Origin of the sequence: Bacillus sp. B15-48 (genome assembly GCF_016879755.1) — a bacterium.
Lineage (GTDB): Bacteria > Bacillota > Bacilli > Bacillales > Cytobacillaceae > Mesobacillus_B.
The window spans coordinates 21499-44320 of the sequence record NZ_WOFU01000008.1; the positions used below are offsets into that span (position 1 = coordinate 21499).

Here is a 22822-nt window from a genome sequence, read left to right on the forward strand (position 1 = left end):
ATGATGTACACAGAAGGATCATTTCGTAATCTTATTGATTATTGGGGTGAACATGCACCTGAAAGAGAAGCTATTTTTGATGGCCACCAAAGAATAACTTATGGGAAGCTTAAAAATGAAGTTCAACAGCTCGCTTCTGCTCTAGCCTCGTTAAATATTAAAAAAAATGATAAGGTAATTATCTTACTTCCAAATTGGTATGAATTTATTGCTCTTTATATGGCTATTGCCAAAATAGGAGCCATAGCAGTTCCATGCAATTGTGCTTTGAAAGGGAAAGAATTAGAGCAACGCCTTCATCTTATCGATCCTAAAGCAGTCTTTGTTTCAAGCTCGTCTCAATTGTCCTGGCTAAGCGAAAACTATGATATTCCTTTTATTATTACAACTCGTTTTAAAGAAGATGGGTATTATTCTTATTTAGATTTGCTTAATTTAGAGAAACTGTTGGAAATTGATGAGGATGCTAAGTTTAATCAAGTAGAAATCAACCCTAAAGAAGATTTATATGCGATTCTGTTTACATCAGGCTCAACAGGTAATCCAAAAGGTGTTCAACTGACATCACATAACCTTTTTCATTCTGCAAAAAATACTGGATACAGGATAAATTGTTCAAGTCAAGATACAGTACTCGTCCCAATACCATGTGGTCATACCTTTGGTTTGTTGGCAGGGGTATTAATGCCACTGTTCTTTGGTGCAAAGATTGTTTTAATGGAGAAACATCGCCCTATAGAGGCTCTAGATTTAATTGAGCAGGAAAAAGTAACCGTTCATTTAGGCGTCCCTACTATGTTCATTCGTGAACTTGAAGATTTACGGAATTATAAAAAGGATATTACCTCTCTTCGGATAGGGATTGTTGCAGGAGCGGCCTGTCCTGAAAACATTATGAGACAGATTTGCTCAGAGTTAAACATTGAAGTTATGAATCTTTATGGCTCTACAGAAGCAATGTGTATTTCAATGACTAGTTTAAGTGATACAATTGCTCGTCGCTTACAAACAACTGGCCGAACCTTCGAAGGTATAGAGGTGAAAATACTAAATGGTGAAAATCCATCTGTCAATCCTGGATTAGTGGGCGAATTGCTTGTAAAAGGTGAAGGGTTAATGAAGGGTTACTATCAAATGCCTAAAGAAACAGCAGAAGCAATTGACGAAGATGGCTGGTTTCATACAGGTGACTTGGTAATCATTGATTCATTAGGTTACATCAAAATTGTGGGGAGAAAAAAGGACCTGATTATCCGAGGTGGAAATAATATTGTCCCTGCAGAAGTGGAAAATGTCTATTTCGCTCATCCTTCAGTTTTAGACGTCTCTGTTTTTGGAATTTCCGATAACATATTAGGTGAACAGACTTGTGCGTGCATAATCTTAAAGAATAATTGTACAGAAACAGAAGGTACGTTAAAAGAATACGCTATTGGAAAAATAGCTAAATATAAAATTCCCGATCATATCGTTTTTCTGCAGGAGATGCCAAGGCTAGCGAACGGGAAAATTAATAAAAAGTTTTTGATAGAGTATACTATAAACTCTTTAAACCGTGTATGAAAAAACAATTTTCGATAATGAATAACACATAGTTTCTAGAAGCTCGCAATCGTTGATATGTCAATGATTGCGAGCTTTTTTTAATCGTTTGTTATATTATACAATACCTCGAATTTGAGTTAAAAAAACCTAATAACTTCGTATTTTTAGCGAAGAATTAGGCTTATGATCTCCCACAATCGCGCCCTTAAAAGGAAAAAGAGCGCTGATCATTATTCAAGGATTGCGCCCGATAATTCAATAAGTTTTGTTATTTAGGAGTAACTTTCAAGTCTTCCCCTATAACTTTAGTTGCTTCATAGATCACACCTTTATCATAAGATTTAATATCAAAATAGCCATTATAATAATCCCATACATCTGAATGATTTGAGGATTGAGCAATACTTTCTAATATTTTATTAAACAAAATATTAGCTTCTTCTTCTGTCAGATGCTCTTTAACCATTAACCTAAACTTAATATCACTTTCCCCATCAAATGAAGATGCAGTTGTTTCTACTACGTCTAATTCTCTAAGGTCTTCCTCTATTTGCCCCAAAACTTCACTCATATTAATATCTGCTTGTTGATTACAAGCAACTGTCAGAAACAACAAAGCAAATAAAAAGTTAAATAACAATAATTTTCTTTTCATAAAACTCCACCCATTTTCGAACTTCTTTACTTTATTTTACCATAAAATTCAAATGTTCTTATTCATTAGCGTTACTAAAGAATATGGTCCTAAACCAAAATAAGCGTGTCCCTTATTTGAGAGATACGCTTCAACTATTGCTATGGAATTCATATTTTATTTAATGGTTTTGAACTAATTCTAACTTCTCTAAATCAATGATGAATTTTCCATTCATTAAGATATCAAGTCCTATGAGACCATTGATGCCCCAATCATCCAAATTCCCAAAATCTAGCTTCATTTCTGATGTTTCATGTGTACCAAACTTAATAAAATCAACTGGTTTTCGGAAGGAATACTCCTCACCGCCAATTCCGTACGCACTGACTAAAGGATCTCCATTTTCAAAGTATACACCTATGTCCTCAACAATGTCGGATGATGTTAGAGTATGAGCTGCGCCAGTATCAATAACAAGCTTATCTATTATTTTCGTTTTTCCTTTATAGGAAATCATCATTTCCACTTCGAGTAAACGATTCACTAATTCTAACTTCATAATCTCATACCTCTTAAGCCTGTTGGAGTTCTCATTTCAATAACAATTTTATCGGAACCTGTATGATAAACAATGGTATTCCCTTTTGATTTAAGCAACTCTTTTGTAGCCAATTTAGAATCCTCAATGGCATTAATTAATGCTACATCTGTTACAATTTTTCTATCATCTTCTAAGTAATAATCAAGGATATTAAGTTTTACATATTGATCTGGGTATAATTTACGAACCTCTTCCCATTTCATAGTTTATCACTCCTTGTTTTGCTTCCTGTCATCACCATAACATATTCCTATGACAACTTAAATAAATACCTCTGTTAGTGAAACAGAAATCCCGTTTTTAGCAGATATAACTTTAATTTGTGAATCACCATTTTGATTTTAATTAAAATCATTTCAAAAATACTTACTATAAAAATCGTGTCTCAACTTTCCACTTAGCTGAGCATATTTTTTGTAGTCTCACTCTTCTCATGACCTAGTAGGCTCTGAATTACCTCAAGGGGTGCACCATTATTAATCATATGTGTAGCATAGCTGTGTCGTAATTGATGAGGATGTATACTCTTTTTTACCCCAGCACGATTCGATATGCGTTTGATAATATATCTCAGATTATCAATGCTCATACGCCTATTTGGCCTTCTTTCCGTAATAAACAAACAGGAATCTTCATCATTTCTCTCATCTAGATACCTTTTTAACCAAATGGAGCAACGGGTATTAAAATACACTTCCCTTTCTTTATCACCTTTCCCATGTACAATGACTGAGTTCATTGCGAAATTAATATCATCACGATTTAATTTTACAACTTCCCCAATACGGCAGCCAGTAGAATACATAAATTCAAATAACGCATTCTCCATCGAAGTATGACAGGCTTCCCTAAGATGTTCAATCTCTAGTTCTGAAAGGGATTTTGGAATCCTTTTGCCTAATTTCGGCTCTTTTAATTTAGCAGCAGGGTTTTTAGTAATAAATCCTTCATCATGTGCCCATTTGAATAGGGATTTAATACAACGAACCCTGTGACCTAAACTAGAAGGCTTTAAGTGTTCTCCTGCCTGAATTAGGTACTCTTTTAATTTCTCAGTAGTAAATTCATTCATATCAATAGCACCGAAAAATCGTAATAAGAGATTATATTGAAAACAATATGTTTTTAATGTTAGTGGGGAATATCCTTCAATCTTTTTATCTAGTTGATACTTTTTCCAAGCTTCTGATAATAACATTATTCTTTCACTCTCCTATGTTATAAATCAATTAATCTAGACACTATTATGTTCAAGAAGAGCCTTTTTTATACGCAAGTTATTCAACAATCGCAGACAATTCTCAATTATTGAAACGTGAGAACCCTTAATAGACAAGAAAAAAGGCACTTCTTCTACTCAAGAAATGCGCCCTTTAATGGAATAACTAAGATATGGCCTCACCCTTAAAATTATTTAATTCTTATTTCATGGACAAACTCGTTTAGTTTGAGTACCATATCTTCACAAATACTTATAAGAAAATATCCCACTCCCAATTCTTAATATCCTCTTAATCAATTATCATCAAAGGCATTTTTAAAATTAATGCTTTCGTTAATTTCCTCTATATCTTTTCTCACATTTAAATGGACATTTTGAGCAAAAGTGTCCAATCGAATCGGACATAGTGTCCACAAATGTTATTTTGAAACCGCTTCCATTCCTTTAATATAAGTATTGTAAAGCATTAAATAAAAGAGGAGTGAAACCAATATGGAATTAAAAGAAGAGGTTTTTAACTTTGTTGCAAAAAGTATTGCTAATACATTTGGAGTAGCGCAGGAAGAAATAACAAAAGACACAAATATATCCGAAGATTATAATGCAAAATCAGTCAATTTTGTGCAAATTATTGGTGAAATTGAAGATGAATATGGTTATGATTTAAACTTTATGAAATATAGAGCTAAGCAAACAGTTGGAGAACAAGTCGATTACGTAGTTGAAACTATTGCTGAATAAGGGAGGAATAGCAAATGTCAAACCAACAACATGTAGTAAAGGTGGAAAAATTTGGTAACGAAGAGATCGAAGTATTATACCGTAAGCCTCGAAAAGCAGACTCTTATGATAATAATCCTGGTGGATGGGGTTATTACGGTGAATTAAATCCAAGATCCTATATTCAAAACGATATTTTATGTGAACAAGATACAACAGTTACCCTCCGTGATGGTGTAAAAATTTACGTTGATGTTTATCGTCCAGCTAATCAAACCAATGTTCCAGCAATTATTGCTTGGAGTTTCTATGGAAAGCGACCATTTGATATGCCTAAAAGTTGGCGTATCATGGGTGTTCCTACAGAAACTGTTTCAAATATGACAAAATTTGAATCTCCAGATCCTGGTTATTGGTGTAAAAATGGTTACGCTGTTATAAATGTTGATCCTCGAGGTATTGGGAATTCAGAAGGAGATGCGCACGTTTGGGGTGAAGCTGAGGCACAGGATGCTTATGATGTTATTGAGTGGGTTGCACAACAATATTGGAGCAACGGAAAAGTTGGAATGGCTGGAAACTCCGGAGTTGCAATGACTCAATGGTACACCGCAGCAGAACAACCCCCCCATTTAGTTTGTATCGCTCCTTGGGAAGGTTGTTCCGATTTATACCGTGAATTCATTTGTGAAGGTGGGATTCCAGCAGTTGGATTTAATAAATTTGTTATGCAGGATATTTATGGACCAGGTTTAATAGAAGACCACCCAGCAATGGCGGAAAAATATCCAACCATTAATGCTTATTGGGAATCTAAAATTGCAAAGTTCGATAAGATTAAGATTCCAGCTTATGTCTGTGGTGGATGGAGTCACTTGCACTTAAGAGGAAGCATCAACGGTTGGCGTAAAATCCGTTCGCCTAAGAAATGGTTACGTGTTCACCGTGACTTTGAATGGCCAGATGCATATTCAAATGAGAACTTAGAGGACTTAAAGAAATTCTTCGATCGATATTTGAAAGGAATCCATAATGGCTGGGAAATGACTCCAAGGGTTCGTTTAGAAGTAATGGATGCTTTCGACTGTGATTATCAAAAGAATCGACCTGAAGATAGCTTCCCATTAAAACGTACACAATATAAGAAACTGTATTTAGATGCATCAAATTCATCCATGTCATCTGAACCAGTCCAAACGGAATCTAAAGCTAGCTACGATGGAGAAACTGGTGTTATAACCTTTGATATGCCATTCGAAGAAGAGACTGAGATTACAGGTTTTATCAAATTAAAATTATGGGTTGAAGTAGATGGTAACGATGATGCAGACTTATTTATTAACGTTCAAAAATTAAGTACAACTGGTGAATGGTTACCAACAAGCGTTATTGGAGAACCACACCCAGGTGCACCTGGTAAATTGAGAGTTTCTCATCGGGAATTAGATGAAAAAAAATCAACAGAATTCCAACCAATCCATACTCATAAGAATATTCAAAAGTTAAACCCTGGTGAAATTGTACCAGTTGAAATTGAGATCTATCCTACAAGCCGCATTTGGCATAAAGGTCAACAGATTCGTGTACAAGTATCGGGCCACTACATCAGAGAAGGATGGTTTGAGCCGTTTGCATGGGACACAAACAACAAAGGGACACACATTGTCCATACTGGTGGTCAATATGATTCCTATTTACAAATTCCTGTTGTTCCACCTAAATACCAAGATGGCGAATTTATTTATAGATAAGTTTGCTCTACTATTCTTCTATCGGAAGAAAATATAAAATCTAATAATAATATTAAGAAAATATATATTTATGAAATCTAAAAATATGGGGATAAACAACGTATGTTTAATCCCCGATTTTTAATTCATTTTTATTGAAAATCTCTCATTGCACCTGTAATCATACGACCAGCAATAATTGATACTTCTTTAGGAGTTGTATTCGGACTATGGAACAACCAATAACGCATAATTGCAATTAGTGATGTTGAAATTACTTCAGTCATAAATCCTTCATCCTTAATTTTTAAATGATGGAGTTCAATATATTGATTAAAGTTTCGAATAATATGATTTTTCCATTTATAAATAAATGTCGTACTCCCATAAGGTCCTAAAAAAGCCCTAAATACATCTCGATTCTCATTAGCATACAAATAGGTGTCATAGAAAAAGGGATATGGACGATTGATTGAATAATTATCCAATGGAAAGTTGGGAAAGTTTTTATTTATTCTACTGATTTCTTGTAAAACTTCTTGTTCAACTTCTTCCAGAAGCTCATATTTACTAGTGTAATTTGCGTAGAATGTGCTTCGGCTAACTTTAGCTTCATTGGCTAGCTTTTTAATATCAATATCATTAATTGAATGCTTCATCATTAAGTCTATCAATGTACATTTTAATTTAGTTCGAGAATCTACAAGTATGTCTTTCATAAAAGATAATTACCTCCAAAGGTTGAACACTTTACAATAATTATTCAGTTACAGCGAAAGCCACTACGTAGTCAGTTTCATAAGAGATTGATAATTTGATTTGAGAAATAGAATTAGAATCTGCATGGGCTTTTAAGGATCCCATTAGTTGTACTTCAGGTTGCCCTGTTGGCAATGTCTGTATAGAAATATCTCGAAGATCTATGAAATCGCCTTTTGCACCTAGAGCTTTAAAAACAGCTTCCTTTGCAGCGAAACGAGAAGCATAAAATAATATAGAGTTGTCCCGCTGATGAGCTTCAGCCAATTCGTTTGTAGAGTATGTTCGCCTTACAAAAGAATCTGATTTACCCTGCATGATTGTATTAAAGCGATTTAGGCTTAAAATATCAACGCCAACTCCTATAATCATAAAAAAACTCCTTAAATAAATAGAATGTCATATAAATTTGAATGTCTTTATTATTATAACATAACAATCTGTTTATTTTTTTGTCAAAGAAAATGAAATAGGAAGGTGAATGTAGATGACTTTAGATGTTATGAGTCAATTGGAAAAAAAAGCAAAAAACTGTCCGAAAAAAGTATTATTCCCTGAGGCTCAAAATCCTATCATTTTGAAAGCAGCAAAAAAGGCTCTAGATAATAAAATTGCTTTTCCAATATTAGTTGGTTCTCCTACAAAAATTCATGAAGCTTCTAATGAAGCAGATATAGATATAAATGATATGACAATCATTTCTAATGACGATGAAGGTTTAATTGGAAAACTGGCGGAAGAATTTTATATAGAAAATCAAATTTTTTCCGTTAAGAAATTGAATCGTGTCTTAAAAAATCCTTTATATTTTGCAGCTATGATGCTACATCGGGGGCAAGCAGATGCAATGGTTGCAGGTATCGACAATACAACGGCTGACGTAATTTTAGCCAGTCAGGTGATTGTTGGACTTCAAAAGGGTATTTCTGTTCCCTCTAGCATATTCCTAATGAATATTCCAAGCTTTGAAGGGTCAGAAGGTAATTTAATTGTGCTAGCAGACGGTGGTGTTTGTGAAAATCCAAATCCTTCCGAATTAGCAGATATTTCAATCACAACAGCACAGACAACGGAAGCTTTACTAGGTTGGGAACCACGTGTTGCACTTCTATCGTACTCGACCAAAGGGAGTGTAGAAAGTGATGCAACCAAGAAGGTTATTGATGCCCTGAATTTTGCAAAGGAACGGCAACCAAATTTATTAATTGATGGAGAATTACAGCTAGATGCTGCTATTGTCCCCGAAATTGCAACAAAAAAAGTTGGATTGGACAGTCCTGTTGCTGGTAAAGCCAATATTCTAATTGTTCCTGATTTAAATGTAGGGAATATTTTATATAAAGGGATTCAACGTTTTGCAAAGGCAGATGCTTATGGTCCATTCTTACAAGGGTTCGCAAAGACTGTTAGTGATTTATCTCGTGGTTCATCTGTTGACGATGTTTATGGCGTTATTATTATGGCAGTTGTTCGGGCCAAATCACTATAAAGTCTTTAGAATGGGTCAAATTTAATCGGGAATTCACCTACAAACCAGATATTATTAAACATAGCTTTTAGAGATTCAGTCCCAAATTATAAATAGAAAGGAACTGAAGTTTAAATGGCAAAAGTAATTTCTATAAATGCTGGAAGTTCTTCTTTAAAGTTTCAATTATTTGAAATGCCATCAGAGAAAGTTATTACTAAAGGTGTATTTGAAAAAATTGGATTAGACAATTCGATCTTTAACATCACTGTAAGTGGTAATAAAGTTACAGAAGCAATTGACATTCCTGATCATAGTTTAGCAGTTAAAATTCTGCTCAATAAATTAACCAATCTAGGAATTATTAAATCATATGATGAAATTAAAGGTGTTGGGCATCGTGTTGTACATGGCGGAGAAGAGTTTAGTGATTCTGTATTAATTACAGACGATGTTTTAAAAAAAGTTGAAAATCTTACCGAACTTGCTCCTCTTCATAATCCTGCTAATATTATAGGAATTAAAGCTTTTCAAGAGGTTCTCCCCAATGTTCCTGCAGTTGCCGTGTTTGATACAGCTTTTCATCAAACAATGCCAGAGAGCTCATTTTTCTATAGTTTACCGTATGACTATTATGAAAAATATGGAATACGCAAATATGGATTTCATGGAACATCACATAAATACGTATCGGAAAAGGCAGCTGAATTTTTAGGTCAACCTAATGAACAGCTTAGATTAATCTCATGCCATTTAGGGAATGGTGCGAGTATTACTGCAATTGAAGGAGGAAAATCGGTTGATACATCCATGGGTTTTACTCCATTAGCTGGTTTGACAATGGGAACGCGTTCAGGAGATATTGATCCAGCACTAATTCCTTATATCATGAAAAAAACGGGTAAAACAGCAGATGAAGTGTTAGTAGTTTTAAATAAACAAAGTGGAATGCTTGGCCTTTCAGGTTTTTCAAGTGATTTACGTGATATTGAACAAGAAGCAGAAAAAGGAAATATACGTGCTGAGCAAGCTTTAAAAGTATTTGCCGAACGTGTTCATCAGTACATTGGTTCTTATACAGCCAGATTGAATGGTGTAGATGCTATTATATTTACAGCTGGAATAGGTGAAAACAGTGCTACAATTCGTGAACGCATTTTAACTGGCTTAGAATTTATGGGTGTCTATTGGGATCCATCTCTTAATAAAGTTCGTGGTGATGAGCGCTTAATCAGCTATTCACACTCACCTGTAAAAGTTTTAGTTATTCCAACAAACGAAGAAGTAATGATTGCTAGAGATGTCGTAAGAATAGCCTATCAAGGAAAAATTTTAGTAAAAGAATTAATAACAGTTTAACTTAGAGATTAATATTAGAAAACAAGGCAAGAGCCTTAAAAGGCTATTGCCTTAAATGCTTCTTACTCCATTAAATGGCCCGTTTGCGGAGGACTGATCTTATTGAAAACCAATCAAATTTATATAACATTTTTGATTCCAAAAACTATGATTTTATATCTTTGACTATCCAGAAGGTACCCTCCCCCTTCCAGCGTCTGCAACGAATCGGGCATTATAGTCAATGGAAAGCAGCTTGGCTATGGACCTAGCTCTATTCAATGAAAGAATAGTTCTATCCTTGGCTCACTGTTTCGCAAATGATGGTTCATTTCTTCGCAATGAATGGCTCAACACTTCGCATAAGTTGCTCAATTCATACACAATAATCCCCCCAAAAACGCTTTGTTCCTTCATTTCAAAAATGGACTTGTTAAATCCATTAAAACAAAAAATAAATTTTAATAGCAAATTATGCATTTTATATGGATTTTCACATTATTTTAAGATCTTTCTTGCCTTTTTTTATAAAGTGAAGTACGTCACATATTTAAATTTCCCATAGTCATTATTATAACGATAGATTCAAAAAAGGAGGAAGAAAGACATGAATAAAACAAGATTAAGTTTAATCACCCTACTAATCTCTGGAGCCATCCTTGCGGGGTGTAGCTCTGACTCAAATCAGAGTTCAGCAACTGAGGTAGAGGCACAAGAAGAGAAACAGACCTCTGAGGAAGGCACAGATATCAACCTTTCTGAATTAGAAGACACTAAATTTTATTTTACTGCAGATGAGGGAGGAAGTATTTCTAAAATAAATGCATCCACGAATGAGGTTGTCGAGTTTATTGAAGTAGATGGTATTGTTCACAATGTACAGGTTTCACCGGATGGAAAGATGCTCGGTGCCACCGTGATTCCAATGAATGAAGATCAAGCATCTCATGGAGAAGATTCGCACGGTGACGATGGACACGGACATGGTGAAGAATTAGGGTTGGCCTTGTTTTTCAACACTGACACAAATGAACTCTTAAAATCGATTGAGGTAGGGAATCATCCCGCTCACTTTGTTTTTACGGAGGATGGAAAATATGCATTAGTAACGAATGCAGAAGACAATAATGTTTCAGTGATTGATATGAACAGTTTCACCGTAACGAAAACGATTAGTACTGGAGAAGGACCACATGGATTTAGAATTTCAGCAGATAGCCAAAAGGCATATATTGCCAATATGAGTGAAGATACTGTGAGTGTTTTAAATCTCGAAACGATGCAGGAAGAGAAGAAGATAACAGTGGGGCCAACACCGGTAACTACAGGTATTACCTCTGATGGCAATACTCTTGTAGCTACATTAAATACAGAAAATATGTTAGCGATCGTAGATTTGGACACGGACCAAGTTCAAAAAGTAGAAGTTGGTAACGGCCCTGCCCAAGTTTATATTGATGGAAATAATCAATATGCTTATGTAGCCAATCAAGGAACAGCAGATACTCCGTCTTCTTCCGTGACAGTTGTTGATTTGGTTTCTAAAACGGTCACAGCAACGATCGAAACAGGAAAGGGTGCTCATGGAGTAGTAACAAGCTCAGATAGTAAGCGTCTTTATGTAACGAATATGTTTGAAAATACAGTAACAATAATTGATACAGAAAAAAGCTTAGTAATAGATACAATTGAAGTTGGTAAAGTGCCAAATGGGATTAGTATTATGAAATAAAATTGATTTCTTTGTTCAGGTTTTTATAAGCCTCACACATGATAAAAACAGTAAAATTCATAAAATCTGCATACTTTTTGGGTAAAACATAAAAAGGCTATTCAAATTTAGAGGGAAGGAGGAGAAATATAGGGTGAAAATAAAAATCCTTGCGGTTACTATATTGGTTGCCATTGTATTGGCTGCTTGTAGTGCGGGAAATACTAATGACGGAAACTCTGCGCAAGAAATTGAAACGGAAAACATTAAAGAAGTAGTGCGTGATTACAGTGAAGGTAACATTAAAAATCAGTCCGCTTCAATTACATCTCAAAAACTCATTGTGACTGATAGTGAAAAAGGTGAGTTAACTTATGACTTACCTGAGGACGAGTTTTTTGTTTCTATTGCTCCTTACGTCAATCAAACCCATCCTTGAACGAATCATAGCTTGACAGGTTGTCAAGGAGAAATGGTGGGAGAAGAGTTTGACGTATATATTGAAGACACAGATGGAACCGTAATAATAGATGAAGCAATGAAAGCTCAGCCTAACGGGTTTATTGACTTATGGCTACCTCGGGATAAAAACTACCGCATAATAATTGCTCATGACGGAAAAATCGTCGAGTCAGAGTTTTCTACGTTTAAAAATGACGGCACTTGCATTACAACGATGCAGTTAACAGAAAACAAAAATGCTTAAATAGCCGGTAATTAGTTAGATTTGGGAAAAGAGTAATTTCTAAAAGGAATTACTCTTTTTTCAATTATTTTTGTTTCTTACTAGAAAAACCAGTGATACAAAAGCAGGTTATGAAGGCTACAAGTGTAACGAAAATACCGATAAATAACCCGATAAATTGCATAAAGTTGTCATCATATGGAGTATCGGGTTCAATGTTAAAGATCATATAAGTGAATAGAAGCGTGAGAACAAGATAAAAGCTACTACCGATCAGTCCTTGCAGCAGTCGCTCTTTCCACTCACCTCTCCAGGATTTATGTATCACAATCCATAAATATAAACTCGATAAAACGGCTGCTATCATTACAAACAAATGTAAGAAAGGGATTAATAAAAATCCAGCTCCAAAAATGAGCAGGAGCGCTGAACTAAATAATAAAGCGTTTAAAACGAATAAAAATTCGCCACTTTTCCATGGATTTTGAAACCAATTTGCTCCTGATAATTTTCTAACTAGAATTGAATCTGAGCTAATTAGTTTCAATACTAAATTCCTATTTAATAGTAAAATAAGTACTACGATGAATCCGACAAATAAATAGAGTGTCATTATTTTCATTCCCTTCAACTATGATTTACACTGGGGTGTACATCTTGGAAGAAAAGTATGTTATCTTTTTTCTGGTTATGTTATTGATTACTAATTATGAGTTACGGTAAATTCTCCACGTGCTTTTGATACGCAAAGTCGAACTGAAAATTCGCTCTACTTCTTTTAACCTTCATCGTTAATATCATTTCTGTACTCCAAAATATCACCGGGCTGACAATCTAATGCTTTACAAATTGCCTCTAACGTGGATAATCTAATCGCTTTTGCCTTTCCATTTTTTAATATTGAAAGATTAGCCATCGTTATTCCAACTCTTTCTGAAAGTTCTGTTACGCTCATTTTTCGTTTCGCTAGCATCACATCAATATTGATTATAATAGCCATGTAATCACCTCAGATTGTCAAATCATTTTCTGATTTTATTTTGAGTGCACTTAATAACAGTTCCTGAAGAACGGCAGCAAAGAATGCTATTGTTAAGGATGTAAAAATGATCGACAATCCTATAATTGCAATTCCTGGATGCATTGCGTTATTAGTAATAAGTAAAATACCTCCTAGTATGTATAAGGTAGTGATTGCTATGGCACAGCTCTTTATATGTCGTAACGAATTTACAGCGAGTGCTGAAAAAGCATTTTTACTTTCAATATAACGTAATAGCTTTAACGCTTGATACAGTGCAAAAGTAAATGGAATCGCTGTAATAGCTAACCCTATATGAACAGGCAATCTTAAATAAGCATACTCTGGATACATCTCAACCGTTTTTCTTCCCGACCACGGTAACCAGTAAATGCATAAAGTGAGCACTACGATCCAAATAATGAAAATGGCCAACTTTAAAAACGTTATTTTCCCTCGTTTCATACAGCACCTCATTTTTTATTGTTGGCTGTATCATAATATATTATTTATCGTTTTACAATAAATAAATATTAAAATAAAACAAATATTTATTAATTTGATAACGACTAGTAAAATAAAGATAGTAAGAAACGTTAGGGCATAAACGAATAAAAATTTTGTATATAAAGCAACGTGATAAAATAAGGACAAAAGGAGGTTCCTGAATGGTTATACAATCGAATATGTCCTCTAATGCAATTATTGAAGTTTGGGGTGAAACAGAAGATGTTTTTAAAAAATATAATGTTCCACGTACAAGTCAAACATTAGAAACATTAGTTGAAAGCGAACTTTTGCCTTTTCTTCTTAAAGATTTGAATTCCATTGTTGGTAGCTCTACAGCGACTTGCATAGAAGGAGGCTGACAAATGCCAACCAAATAGGAGTAGGTTACTCCTAATCTTTTCTAACCTTGAATATAATGCTAATTTGTTGAAAAAAAGACGGCGCAAAAGTGAATTTTTGGAGCCGTCTTTTAAATTTATCGGTCTCTGTTTGTTAGCTTGCTGAAGGGAAATTTCAAACCACCACTAAGACGTGTATTATTAAAGGGGGAAAAACTTTGCTCATTGTTTCTAATTTCTCGATAAAATCTCAACATTTTTCGTCTAAGATGCCATACTATTACCAATGTCAAAAACCGGCTTTCCTTAGAGCTAAAAATACAACTTCGGTTTTTCACCCAATCAAAACTTTTTATTAAGATACCATCGTTTTCTTTTGCGCGCTTTTTGCAGGTTGAAATGTATTGTTTTTATAGAAATAGATCATTTCTAATATACTGATACATAAAATCAACCAAACAATTCCAGCCATGTAGCCAGCCAATACATCGGAAGGATAATGCACTCCCAAGTAAATACGACTAATCCCGATTAATAAAATCATGAACCCAAACAAAATGCCCCAGCCTAACTTTGTAAGAGGTTTGTACTTACTTCGTATCACTAAATAGCCTAAAAAACCGTAATAAGTTATACTCCCCATTGAATGGCCACTAGGAAAACTGAATCCATCCGCCTCGGCGATTCGATTGACGTTGGGACGTTCTCTTTCAAAATAGTTTTTTAACCAAAGATTTAATAGACCTCCTCCTGCTACAGCAAGGAAATTAAATAGCATGCCCCATACATCTTTACGTTTTACGTATAGCCAAATCATACTGATCATAAGAAGAAGGCCAAACATAAGAATGGTTCCCGTTTCTGTTATAAAAAGCATGAATCGATCCATTGCTGGTGAAGCATACATTCTGACAGTATCAATCACCTTCTGATCAAAGAGAAATGATTTTGTTTCAATTAATTCACTTGATAAAAGAATAAATATGTATAAACAAGCACTAGAAACTACTAAACCCGTCATTCCCCAAATGGTAACAAGAGGGGGGATAGCCAAACATTTTATATGTTTGCGAAACAATGTACATCACTCCTCTCTAATGACCTTTAAATTATAGCATACAGATTGTAAAGGTTAGCACTTACACTAGCGACAGTTTCTTTAATAAACTTAATATAAAAATGGTACGAAATACTTGGAATGTCCTAAGGCAGACACATTAGATAAATAAAAAGCTGAGAGCCATACCTTCGAGTGTCTACATCATTAGAGCTTCATAATAGACTAGAAAAAAGCTATTGACTATACTCATAACTAGCAAATTAACTCGATAAGAAGGAAGGGCTATATATGCTATTTTATGTAATTGCAGTTTTCGTTATTGTGATGGACCAGCTTTCTAAATATCTAATTCGGTTCTACATTGATATCAATGAAACATTTACATTGTGGGGAATACAACTGACACATATCGAAAATAGCGGGATGGCAGGGGGGTTACTTCCAGGCTATGCACGGCTCTTCGGCATTGTGGCTGTGTTGTTCGTTATAGGTGTTTTATATTTACGCAGAACAGGAGAAATGAGCGGTACGCTCATCGATTGTAGTTTTGGATTTCTAGTCGGAGGAGCAATTGGAAATGGCATCGATCGACTTTTGTTTGGGCAGGTGACAGATTTTATCACTCGCTCAGGCGGAATTCTTAACTTGGCCGATCATGCTATCGAGATAGGGGTGGTACTGTTAATTATTTATGGAATCGTTGACTGGTTGAAAAATAAGCCTAGATCTTTCTGCAAAAGCACTGAATAACTAACTAATTTAACATATGCCACATTTACAAGGAGAAACGTTCGGACAAAACTTAAAGAAAACAACGGCAACAAAACAATTGAAATCGATATCGCTAAACACCGATACAGACCTGTCGGAACAGTGAAGCTCCTATATGATAAGGAAATCGGTGATTTTTATGACGTCGGTGGGGAAAGAGTAGGGAGAGTGAATCTTTGAAGAGAACGCCCAATGTAGTCATTTTGACGGCAACCGATTCTCCCTTCCCGTGGAACATCGCTGTGAAACAAGATTCTTCGGGGCGTCACTGTGACGGAATACAAGCTTCGAAATGGAAAGCCATTATTAATGATTGATATGGCGCTAACACGTGATATCGACCCTAATTTAGAAGGAACAGACAATATCTTTTTGTATAATATTGATGATCTTCAAGATATCATCGATACAAATCTACAAGAACGGACAGAAGCAGCTGAGAAAATTTTGACCATGATTGAAGGGGAACTTAATGAGTTTAAACATTGGGTAAATTTATTAGAAGTAGTTCCGGTTATAACGGCACTTAATAAAAAAGCATCAATGATTCAAACGAGTACCTTAGAGAGCATTAAACGAAAGCTGCCTAATCTTACAGATCATGAAATCAAAATCATCGATAAGCATACGAAAAGTATTGTGAATCAATTTTTTAAAGATCCACTAATTAAACTTAAAGAAATAGCAAATTCATTTCACTTAGAAAAGGAGCTTGATGTCTTCATTAAAGTTTTTAATCTTGCAAACTCCTTAAAAGAAAATAATCAATCTGAACGTTGACTTCTTAAGTATTTAAGAGCATGAAAGTTTCTTCACTAGTGTCAAGACTGCATGCAATCTCTCGTAAAAAAACCGACACTTCTATTACGGAATTATGTCGTTCTTTTAAAATATTAGACAATATTTGTTCAAAAAAAGGTATTGACATCCAATGGATATTGTACTATAGTTATCTCGAATTTGAGATAACTAGTTTCGAGGGGATTTGATTCGAATCATACAAGATCGAGACTTTATCTTGAGAAGTTTATAAAGGAGGGTTGTTCGAATAATGATAGTGAAATGTACCAATAGATTAAAATAAAAATGAATTATTGTGAAAGAACATGGTGGAGTAGGGATTCACTATGCAGAAGAAATGTTCGGTGCTAAAGAAGGGAAATAATATAACATTATTTTTTGGTCAATTATCTCGAATTTGAGAATTGTCAATTAAGCGTAATTAATAAAAAACTATAAATGGAGAGTGTATTTACAATGAAAAAAATATACAAAAAACTAACAGCATTTGGAGTTGCGTTAACAATGGCACTTGGTGTTTTGAGTACTGGTGCATTTACTGAAAGTACAGGGACAAAAGCTGCCGCAAATGAAAAAGTCACGGCAAATGCAAAGACGACATCGGATATCTTAACTCCTGAGAATCATACATTATTGATGATTGATCATCAGCCACAGATGGCATTTGCGACGAATTCGCACGATATGACATTGGTTCGCAATAATGTAGCTGGACTAGCAAAATCAGCAAAACTATTCAATGTACCAACTGTATTGTCTACGGTAGCAGCAGATACATTTAGCGGTCAAATCTTCCCAGAGATTAAAGAAGTATTCCCTAATCAAGAAATTATTGATCGTACTTCTATGAATGCTTGGGATGATCAAAAAGTTGTAGATGCAGTTGAAAAGACTAAAAAGAAAAAATTAGTTGTTGCAGGGCTTTGGACAGAGGTTTGTGTGGTAATGCCGGTTCTAGATGCACTTGAAGATGGATATGAAGTTTACGTAGTGACAGATGCTTCAGGCGGTGTGACGACAGAAGCACATGATATGGCAATTGAGCGTATGATTCAAGCCGGTGCAACTCCAATTACTTGGATGCAATATATGTTAGAATTGCAACGTGACTGGGCAAACCAAGAAACATATGTTGGGGCAATGTCTATTGCTAAAGAACATGGTGGTGCATACGGAGTAGGGATTCACTATGCAGAAGAAATGTTCGGTGCTAAAGAAGGTAAATAATTAGCTTCAAAAAAATACCTATTTTCAACTAAAGAGACGGAAAGCACCTCAATTGTAGGCAAAACATAATCAATTGAAGGTGCTTTTCTTTTATTTTCATTTTCATTCGTATAGTAAAGAAGACAACCGTTTTTATGATCTAAATAGGCAGAAAAAATGACAAAGACCTCTAGGGGGAACGATGAAATGACTAAAGATCTTTTAATACAGAATTAGTTATCACATTTTTTTCCAAATCTATTCAGGTAATAATATGGGGAACTTTAATTAAAAGGAGATGAGAGAATGCCCATAGTCACTGTGCTCGGATATGGAACTTTTGAAGTCGAAAGAGGGAAAAAGTTGGTACTAGCATTAGAAGATAATGGTGTGAAGATCCTCCATCAGTGTGGTGGAAAGGCCAAATGTACAACTTGCAGGATAGAGATATTAGGTGGGGAATTTTGCGATTTATCTAACATTGAAAAAAATGCTTTCGTTGAGAAAGGCATTTTTGATGACCATTTACGTTTATCCTGTCAAGTACGTGTGGATGGAGATGTAGAAGTCCGCCCAATTATGACTGTTGAAAATTCCGGAATGGATCCAGGTCCGAGACCAGAAGAATAGGAAGCTTCCGATTATGGACTAGTGTAACGGTTAACATAGATGGAAAAATGATTGAAGATTTTTCTAATGTCCAAGCTGCTGTTAAGCATCAAGCAAAACGAACAGTTCAAGTGGCAGGACTGGTAAAAATGCAAACCAGTAATCAAGCAAAATGAATAATATATTTGAAAGCAGCTGTAGCCAAACTGTACGAACATAGGGTTTAGATACAGTATTTTTCACCTTAAATATAAAAGGACTATGGATTAAAACAATGGAAAGAAAAGGTGTAAAAAAACGTACCCCTTAACCAACTTCAACAAAGAACAATAAACTTTCATTAATTAGTCACATTTTATTGACAATTAAAAGATAAGAGTTTATTGTGGTTACATTAAGTCACCTGATTACAATAATGTAATTTAATAAAGGACTTTATACATTGGAATATACAAATCACATTTTTTTATCCTAATATCTTTAATTAGAGATATTTTAATCAGAGATAAAGAGGGTAGGGCAAAACATAGCATAAGATAATCGTTGATTGAATGAATTTCGAACAAACGTCATTTCTGACTAAATATAAACGAAGGAAAAAAGATCAAAACTAGAAGGGAGAATGAAATTATGAACAGCAATTTATCAATCGGCCTTGTGAAAGTGACAGAAGCTGCAGCTTTAGCTGCAGGAAGATGGACTGGAAGAGGGAAAAAGGAAGAAGCAGATGGAGCAGCAACAGCTGCAATGAGAGAGATGTTTAATGCGATTGAAATGTCAGGAACAGTTGTCATTGGAGAGGGGGAAATGGACGAAGCACCGATGTTATATATTGGAGAAAGGTTAGGAACGGGGAAGGGGCCGAAAGTTGACATCGCTGTAGATCCGTTAGAAGGAACAGAAATTGTTGCTGCAGGGGAGGCTAATGCACTTACGACTATTGCCATTTCAGAACGTGGAAATCTACTGCATGCACCAGATATGTACATGGAGAAAATTGCTGTAGGTTCAGCAGCGGCTGGAAAAATTAATATCAATGCCCCAGTTATTGATAATCTAAAAGCTGTTGCAAAAGCAAAGAATAAAAAGATTGAAGACTTGGTTGTCAGCATCTTAGATCGTGAAAGACATAAACAAATGATTCAAGAGATTCGTGATGCGGGGGCAAAGGTTAAACTCGTTCAAGCCGGTGATGTACAAACAGCGATCAGTACAGCCTTTGAATCTTCAGGAATCGATTTAATGCTAGGTTCTGGAGGAGCGCCTGAGGGTGTATTGGCTGCAGCTGCACTGAAAAGCTTAGGAGGAGAATTCCAGGGGAAATTGCTTCCGCAGACAGCAGAAGAAAAAAACCGTTTAAGACAAATGGGAATGAACGATTTTAATAAGACGTTGTACATGGAGGATATTGTAAAAGGAGACGATGCTTTTTTTGTCGCAACAGGTGTTACGGATGGAGATTTATTGAGAGGGGTCCAATACAAAGGGGATATAGCGATTACTCATTCGCTTATTATCCATGGCCAATCACGGTCCGTTCGCTTTATTGAAGGTCAGCATTACATGAACAATCGAAAAGCCGTTTTAGCCGTCAGTTGGGGAGATTCCATTTAATGTTAAAATGTCCCTCCAGGTTACACGGATCAAGTTCTGTTTGGAGCAGGCGGTAATCCATATGGAACAAGTGTAACCGTAGCCGAAAGGGTGAAAAAAGGAAATCAATAAAAAAATAAAATAAAAAGAGCCGAGCAACGAATGACTTGATGTTTGGTCTTTTTACATTGTTGAGAAAATGATAAAAGTGCGGAATCATGATAAACAGGAATAGGTGAAAATTTATGACGACTATAATGGAAGAACAATCAAGTATAGGTCATGGTTTATATGAACTAATCTGGGAAAATACCAATGATGCGATTTTTTTAATCGGAAAAGATGGAGAAATTCTTCATGCGAACCCAACTTTCACTGAAATCCTAGGTTGGACGATAGAGGATATTCAAGGCGTAACACCTCCGCCTTTCTTTTTTGATATGTCGAAAGAACAGCATGAGAATTTTTTAAATAAATTAAAAAGTGGAAAAAATATAATTGATTGTGTAACAAAAAGAAGGAGCAAAGGTGGGGTAGTTCAAGAAATTTTGGCTACATATCGAGCAGTAAATCATGGTGAGATTCTTGCAGTAGGGATGTACAAGGATTTTACTGAACAAATGGAGTTGCAAAGGAAACTTAAGGAAAGTGAAGTCTGTTACCGAAATCTGGTTGAAGGGTTACCTGATGCTATCATCGTTCTGAACAAGCATCACATTGTTTTTGCAAATCCAGCAGGCGTGGCTTTTTTAGGACAAGAAGATGTTCATCCTTTGATTGGGAGACCATTATCGAAGTTTATCTCTTCGGAAGAGAAGGAAAGTCTCCAAACAAGGCTGGCAAAGATGATTGGAATGAATAATCATGGCGCAGCAACACGAATCGTAGGAAAAATCGTTCGGTATGACGAAAAAGTATTTTGTGTGGAGATTACAGCCATCCCTATTATGTATAACGGGGAATCAATGATCCAAATTCAATTTCGAGATATAGAGGATAGAAAAGAGTATGAGTTAAAGTTGGAAAATTTAGCCTTTCATGATCCATTAACAGGGCTAAAGAACAGGCGTGGTTTTTACGATATTCTAAATAAAACTATGGAATCTGCGTTGCAAACAGGAGAAATTCTTGCGTTTATGTATCTCGATTTAGATAAGTTTAAAGAGATAAATGATACTTATGGTCATGATAGTGGAGACGAACTTCTAAAACTTTTTGCGAATCGATTACAGAATAATCTTAGGAAAGACAGTGTAGTTGGCCGCATCGGCGGGGATGAATTTTTAGTTTTATTACCATCGATTGAAAATACTCAGAATGTTATAAGAATTATTGAAAGATTACACAATGTACTTCAACAACCATATCTGGTAAATGAAAGTTTTATAGGAATAACTGCTCTAAAAAACGTAGAAGTTCATACCATTTTTATAAACAAGAAGATGAAATGGTTCCTCTATTTAGGGAAGACTCGCGGATCATATCGTACGTCAATCGAATTAAAGGGGTATAGCCAAAAAACCTCTTCGTTTTTCAAGGGTGAAGGGGTTTTTTTATATCATAACCATTTCTCGGCCCAAGCTTCAACCGTTTTTAATGATCTGCCAAGTTCAGTTCCTTTTTTGCTTAATGAATATTCTGTTCTCACAGGTCGTTCTGTAATGACATTTCTTATGACGATTCCACAGTCCTCAAGTTCCTTCATCCGTTCATTTAACACTCGTTTGCTTAAATCGGGGATAAAAGCATGAATTTCACTAAACCTTTTTGGTTCTTCCATTAATGTATGAATAATAAGACCCATCCACTTTTTCCCGATAATATGATAACATGTCTCAACTTTCATACATAATTTATGTTCTGTATCCATTAGAATCACCTCCGATTTGTTAATTGGTTATTTTTAATAACATATAGATGAAAAATAAGTATAGCGTTAATCTAATAATATCAAAGAAAAGTACTGAAAGAAAGGGGATCTATATAACACATTATTTGATAATTTAGAACTAAGAAACCAAGTGATAGTAAATAAATCTCTACTATCTCGAAAACTTCAAATAAAATTCACAAAATAGACACAAATGAGTTGACTAAAATAAAGAAAAGAATTATTATGGTTACATAAAGTTACTTAATAATAATTTGAATTAACTTTTTAACTTGTTTTCCTTCCCATTAGAGGAAGATGATAAGGAAAGACACTGATTCAAATATATTTTTTTATCCAAATATCTTGAATTCGAGATGTTTGAATTAATTGTATTGACGAATTAAAAACAACTGTTTCAAATAGCAATGAAAGGAGAAGAACATATGATTGAAGTGATCGTTACAGTTGAGTTAAATGGCAGAAGATATCAAACGAATGTCATTGGAAATAAAAATATGCTTGAAGAAGAAATAAGAACGCTTGCTGAAAAGCAAGTCATCGATCAATGGGGAAAATCCTTGAACTAATAAAATAAGCTGAGAATGCAGATAAATAAAAAGACCA

24 protein-coding genes and 3 pseudogenes are annotated in these 22822 nt (G+C 35.0%); 16 read left to right on the forward strand and 11 right to left on the reverse strand.

Going from position 1 to position 22822, the window contains the following annotated elements:
• A complete protein-coding gene (locus GNT69_RS20295) occupies positions 1 to 1563 on the forward strand; it encodes a class I adenylate-forming enzyme family protein (RefSeq protein ID WP_203556827.1) in 1563 nt (520 codons plus the stop codon).
• A gap of 250 nt (positions 1564 to 1813) precedes the next feature.
• Here GNT69_RS20295 and GNT69_RS20300 read toward each other — a convergent pair whose 3' ends face one another.
• The 4 genes and pseudogenes from GNT69_RS20300 to GNT69_RS20315 form a co-directional block, all read right to left on the reverse strand.
• A complete protein-coding gene (locus GNT69_RS20300) occupies positions 1814 to 2200 on the reverse strand; it encodes an IolE/MocC family protein (RefSeq protein WP_203556828.1) in 387 nt (128 codons plus the stop codon).
• A 160-nt stretch (positions 2201 to 2360) separates the two neighbouring features.
• Positions 2361 to 2741: an aspartyl protease family protein gene (locus GNT69_RS20305; protein ID WP_203556829.1), complete on the reverse strand. Its 381-nt coding sequence runs from the start codon at positions 2739 to 2741 to the stop codon at positions 2361 to 2363.
• Entirely contained in the window at positions 2738 to 2986 is a 249-nt protein-coding gene (locus GNT69_RS20310) for a hypothetical protein (RefSeq protein WP_203556830.1), read from the reverse strand. The genes GNT69_RS20305 and GNT69_RS20310 overlap by 4 nt, the downstream gene beginning before the upstream one ends.
• A 153-nt stretch (positions 2987 to 3139) precedes the next feature.
• Positions 3140 to 3981: pseudogene (locus tag GNT69_RS20315) on the reverse strand (tyrosine-type recombinase/integrase).
• A 516-nt stretch (positions 3982 to 4497) separates the two neighbouring features.
• Here GNT69_RS20315 and GNT69_RS20320 point away from each other — a divergent pair.
• Together GNT69_RS20320 and GNT69_RS20325 are read left to right on the forward strand one after the other, a co-directional pair.
• Complete coding sequence (locus tag GNT69_RS20320; protein WP_203556831.1) at positions 4498 to 4746, forward strand: acyl carrier protein; 249 nt, start codon at positions 4498 to 4500, stop codon at positions 4744 to 4746.
• A gap of 14 nt (positions 4747 to 4760) precedes the next feature.
• Positions 4761 to 6476 (forward strand): CocE/NonD family hydrolase, encoded by a 1716-nt coding sequence (locus GNT69_RS20325; RefSeq protein WP_203556832.1) that lies wholly within the window; start codon positions 4761 to 4763, stop codon positions 6474 to 6476.
• A gap of 131 nt (positions 6477 to 6607) precedes the next feature.
• On the opposite strand, the gene GNT69_RS20330 is transcribed toward GNT69_RS20325, so the two are convergent.
• Positions 6608 to 7174, reverse strand: coding sequence for a TetR-like C-terminal domain-containing protein (locus GNT69_RS20330; RefSeq protein WP_203556833.1), 567 nt, complete (start codon positions 7172 to 7174; stop codon positions 6608 to 6610).
• Between the two features lie 40 nt (positions 7175 to 7214).
• Positions 7215 to 7586: a holo-ACP synthase gene (acpS, locus tag GNT69_RS20335; RefSeq protein ID WP_203556834.1), complete on the reverse strand. Its 372-nt coding sequence runs from the start codon at positions 7584 to 7586 to the stop codon at positions 7215 to 7217.
• A 115-nt stretch (positions 7587 to 7701) separates the two neighbouring features.
• Here acpS and GNT69_RS20340 point away from each other — a divergent pair, with 115 nt between their 5' ends.
• The 4 genes from GNT69_RS20340 (at position 7702) to GNT69_RS20355 (ending at position 12437) form a co-directional block, all read left to right on the forward strand.
• On the forward strand, positions 7702 to 8703 hold the full coding sequence (locus tag GNT69_RS20340; RefSeq protein ID WP_203556835.1) for a phosphate acyltransferase: 1002 nt from the start codon (positions 7702 to 7704) through the stop codon (positions 8701 to 8703).
• A 114-nt stretch (positions 8704 to 8817) separates the two neighbouring features.
• Positions 8818 to 10041 (forward strand): acetate kinase, encoded by a 1224-nt coding sequence (locus tag GNT69_RS20345; protein ID WP_203556836.1) that lies wholly within the window; start codon positions 8818 to 8820, stop codon positions 10039 to 10041.
• Positions 10042 to 10627: 586 nt separating this feature from the next.
• Positions 10628 to 11752, forward strand: coding sequence for a YncE family protein (locus tag GNT69_RS20350; protein ID WP_203556837.1), 1125 nt, complete (start codon positions 10628 to 10630; stop codon positions 11750 to 11752).
• A 133-nt stretch (positions 11753 to 11885) separates the two neighbouring features.
• Positions 11886 to 12437, forward strand: coding sequence for a CueP family metal-binding protein (locus GNT69_RS20355; RefSeq protein WP_203556838.1), 552 nt, complete (start codon positions 11886 to 11888; stop codon positions 12435 to 12437).
• Positions 12438 to 12501: 64 nt separating this feature from the next.
• On the opposite strand, the gene GNT69_RS20360 is transcribed toward GNT69_RS20355, so the two are convergent.
• The 3 genes from GNT69_RS20360 to GNT69_RS20370 form a co-directional block, all read right to left on the reverse strand.
• Positions 12502 to 13029 (reverse strand): hypothetical protein, encoded by a 528-nt coding sequence (locus tag GNT69_RS20360; protein WP_203556839.1) that lies wholly within the window; start codon positions 13027 to 13029, stop codon positions 12502 to 12504.
• Between the two features lie 165 nt (positions 13030 to 13194).
• The gene (locus tag GNT69_RS20365) at positions 13195 to 13416 is read right to left on the reverse strand and encodes a helix-turn-helix domain-containing protein (RefSeq protein WP_203556840.1); all 222 of its coding nucleotides are present in this window, start codon (positions 13414 to 13416) and stop codon (positions 13195 to 13197) included.
• A gap of 9 nt (positions 13417 to 13425) precedes the next feature.
• Positions 13426 to 13902, reverse strand: coding sequence for a DUF2975 domain-containing protein (locus GNT69_RS20370; protein ID WP_203556841.1), 477 nt, complete (start codon positions 13900 to 13902; stop codon positions 13426 to 13428).
• 203 nt (positions 13903 to 14105) lie between these two features.
• On the opposite strand from GNT69_RS20370, the gene GNT69_RS20375 reads away from it, so the two are divergent.
• A complete protein-coding gene (locus tag GNT69_RS20375) occupies positions 14106 to 14306 on the forward strand; it encodes a hypothetical protein (RefSeq protein ID WP_203556842.1) in 201 nt (66 codons plus the stop codon).
• A 334-nt stretch (positions 14307 to 14640) separates the two neighbouring features.
• Here GNT69_RS20375 and GNT69_RS20380 read toward each other — a convergent pair whose 3' ends face one another.
• Positions 14641 to 15363, reverse strand: coding sequence for a phosphatase PAP2 family protein (locus GNT69_RS20380; RefSeq protein ID WP_203556843.1), 723 nt, complete (start codon positions 15361 to 15363; stop codon positions 14641 to 14643).
• 270 nt (positions 15364 to 15633) lie between these two features.
• Between GNT69_RS20380 and lspA the strand changes: the two genes are divergently transcribed.
• The 7 genes and pseudogenes from lspA to GNT69_RS20410 all read left to right on the forward strand — a co-directional run.
• A complete protein-coding gene (gene lspA, locus GNT69_RS20385) occupies positions 15634 to 16095 on the forward strand; it encodes a signal peptidase II (protein WP_203556844.1) in 462 nt (153 codons plus the stop codon).
• Positions 16096 to 16368: 273 nt separating this feature from the next.
• Positions 16369 to 16896, forward strand: a complete 528-nt coding sequence (locus tag GNT69_RS26100) for a glutamyl-tRNA reductase (protein ID WP_343206536.1) — start codon at positions 16369 to 16371, stop codon at positions 16894 to 16896.
• Between the two features lie 657 nt (positions 16897 to 17553).
• Complete coding sequence (locus tag GNT69_RS20395; RefSeq protein WP_239094379.1) at positions 17554 to 18144, forward strand: hydrolase; 591 nt, start codon at positions 17554 to 17556, stop codon at positions 18142 to 18144.
• Positions 18145 to 18429: 285 nt separating this feature from the next.
• The gene (locus GNT69_RS20400; RefSeq protein ID WP_203556846.1) at positions 18430 to 18753 is read left to right on the forward strand and encodes a 2Fe-2S iron-sulfur cluster-binding protein; all 324 of its coding nucleotides are present in this window, start codon (positions 18430 to 18432) and stop codon (positions 18751 to 18753) included.
• A 609-nt stretch (positions 18754 to 19362) separates the two neighbouring features.
• Positions 19363 to 20346, forward strand: a complete 984-nt coding sequence (gene glpX, locus GNT69_RS20405; protein ID WP_203556847.1) for a class II fructose-bisphosphatase — start codon at positions 19363 to 19365, stop codon at positions 20344 to 20346.
• A 15-nt stretch (positions 20347 to 20361) separates the two neighbouring features.
• Positions 20362 to 20457, forward strand: a pseudogene (locus GNT69_RS26310) (NAD(P)H:quinone oxidoreductase, type IV); the annotation flags it as partial.
• Positions 20458 to 20582: 125 nt separating this feature from the next.
• Positions 20583 to 21725: pseudogene (locus tag GNT69_RS20410) on the forward strand (diguanylate cyclase domain-containing protein); the annotation flags it as partial.
• 158 nt (positions 21726 to 21883) lie between these two features.
• Here GNT69_RS20410 and GNT69_RS25650 read toward each other — a convergent pair.
• The gene (locus GNT69_RS25650; RefSeq protein WP_239094369.1) at positions 21884 to 22195 is read right to left on the reverse strand and encodes a winged helix-turn-helix transcriptional regulator; all 312 of its coding nucleotides are present in this window, start codon (positions 22193 to 22195) and stop codon (positions 21884 to 21886) included.
• Positions 22196 to 22641: 446 nt separating this feature from the next.
• Between GNT69_RS25650 and GNT69_RS20415 the strand changes: the two genes are divergently transcribed.
• Positions 22642 to 22785, forward strand: a complete 144-nt coding sequence (locus GNT69_RS20415) for a BA3454 family stress response protein (protein ID WP_203556849.1) — start codon at positions 22642 to 22644, stop codon at positions 22783 to 22785.
• Positions 22786 to 22822: the final 37 nt, after the last annotated feature.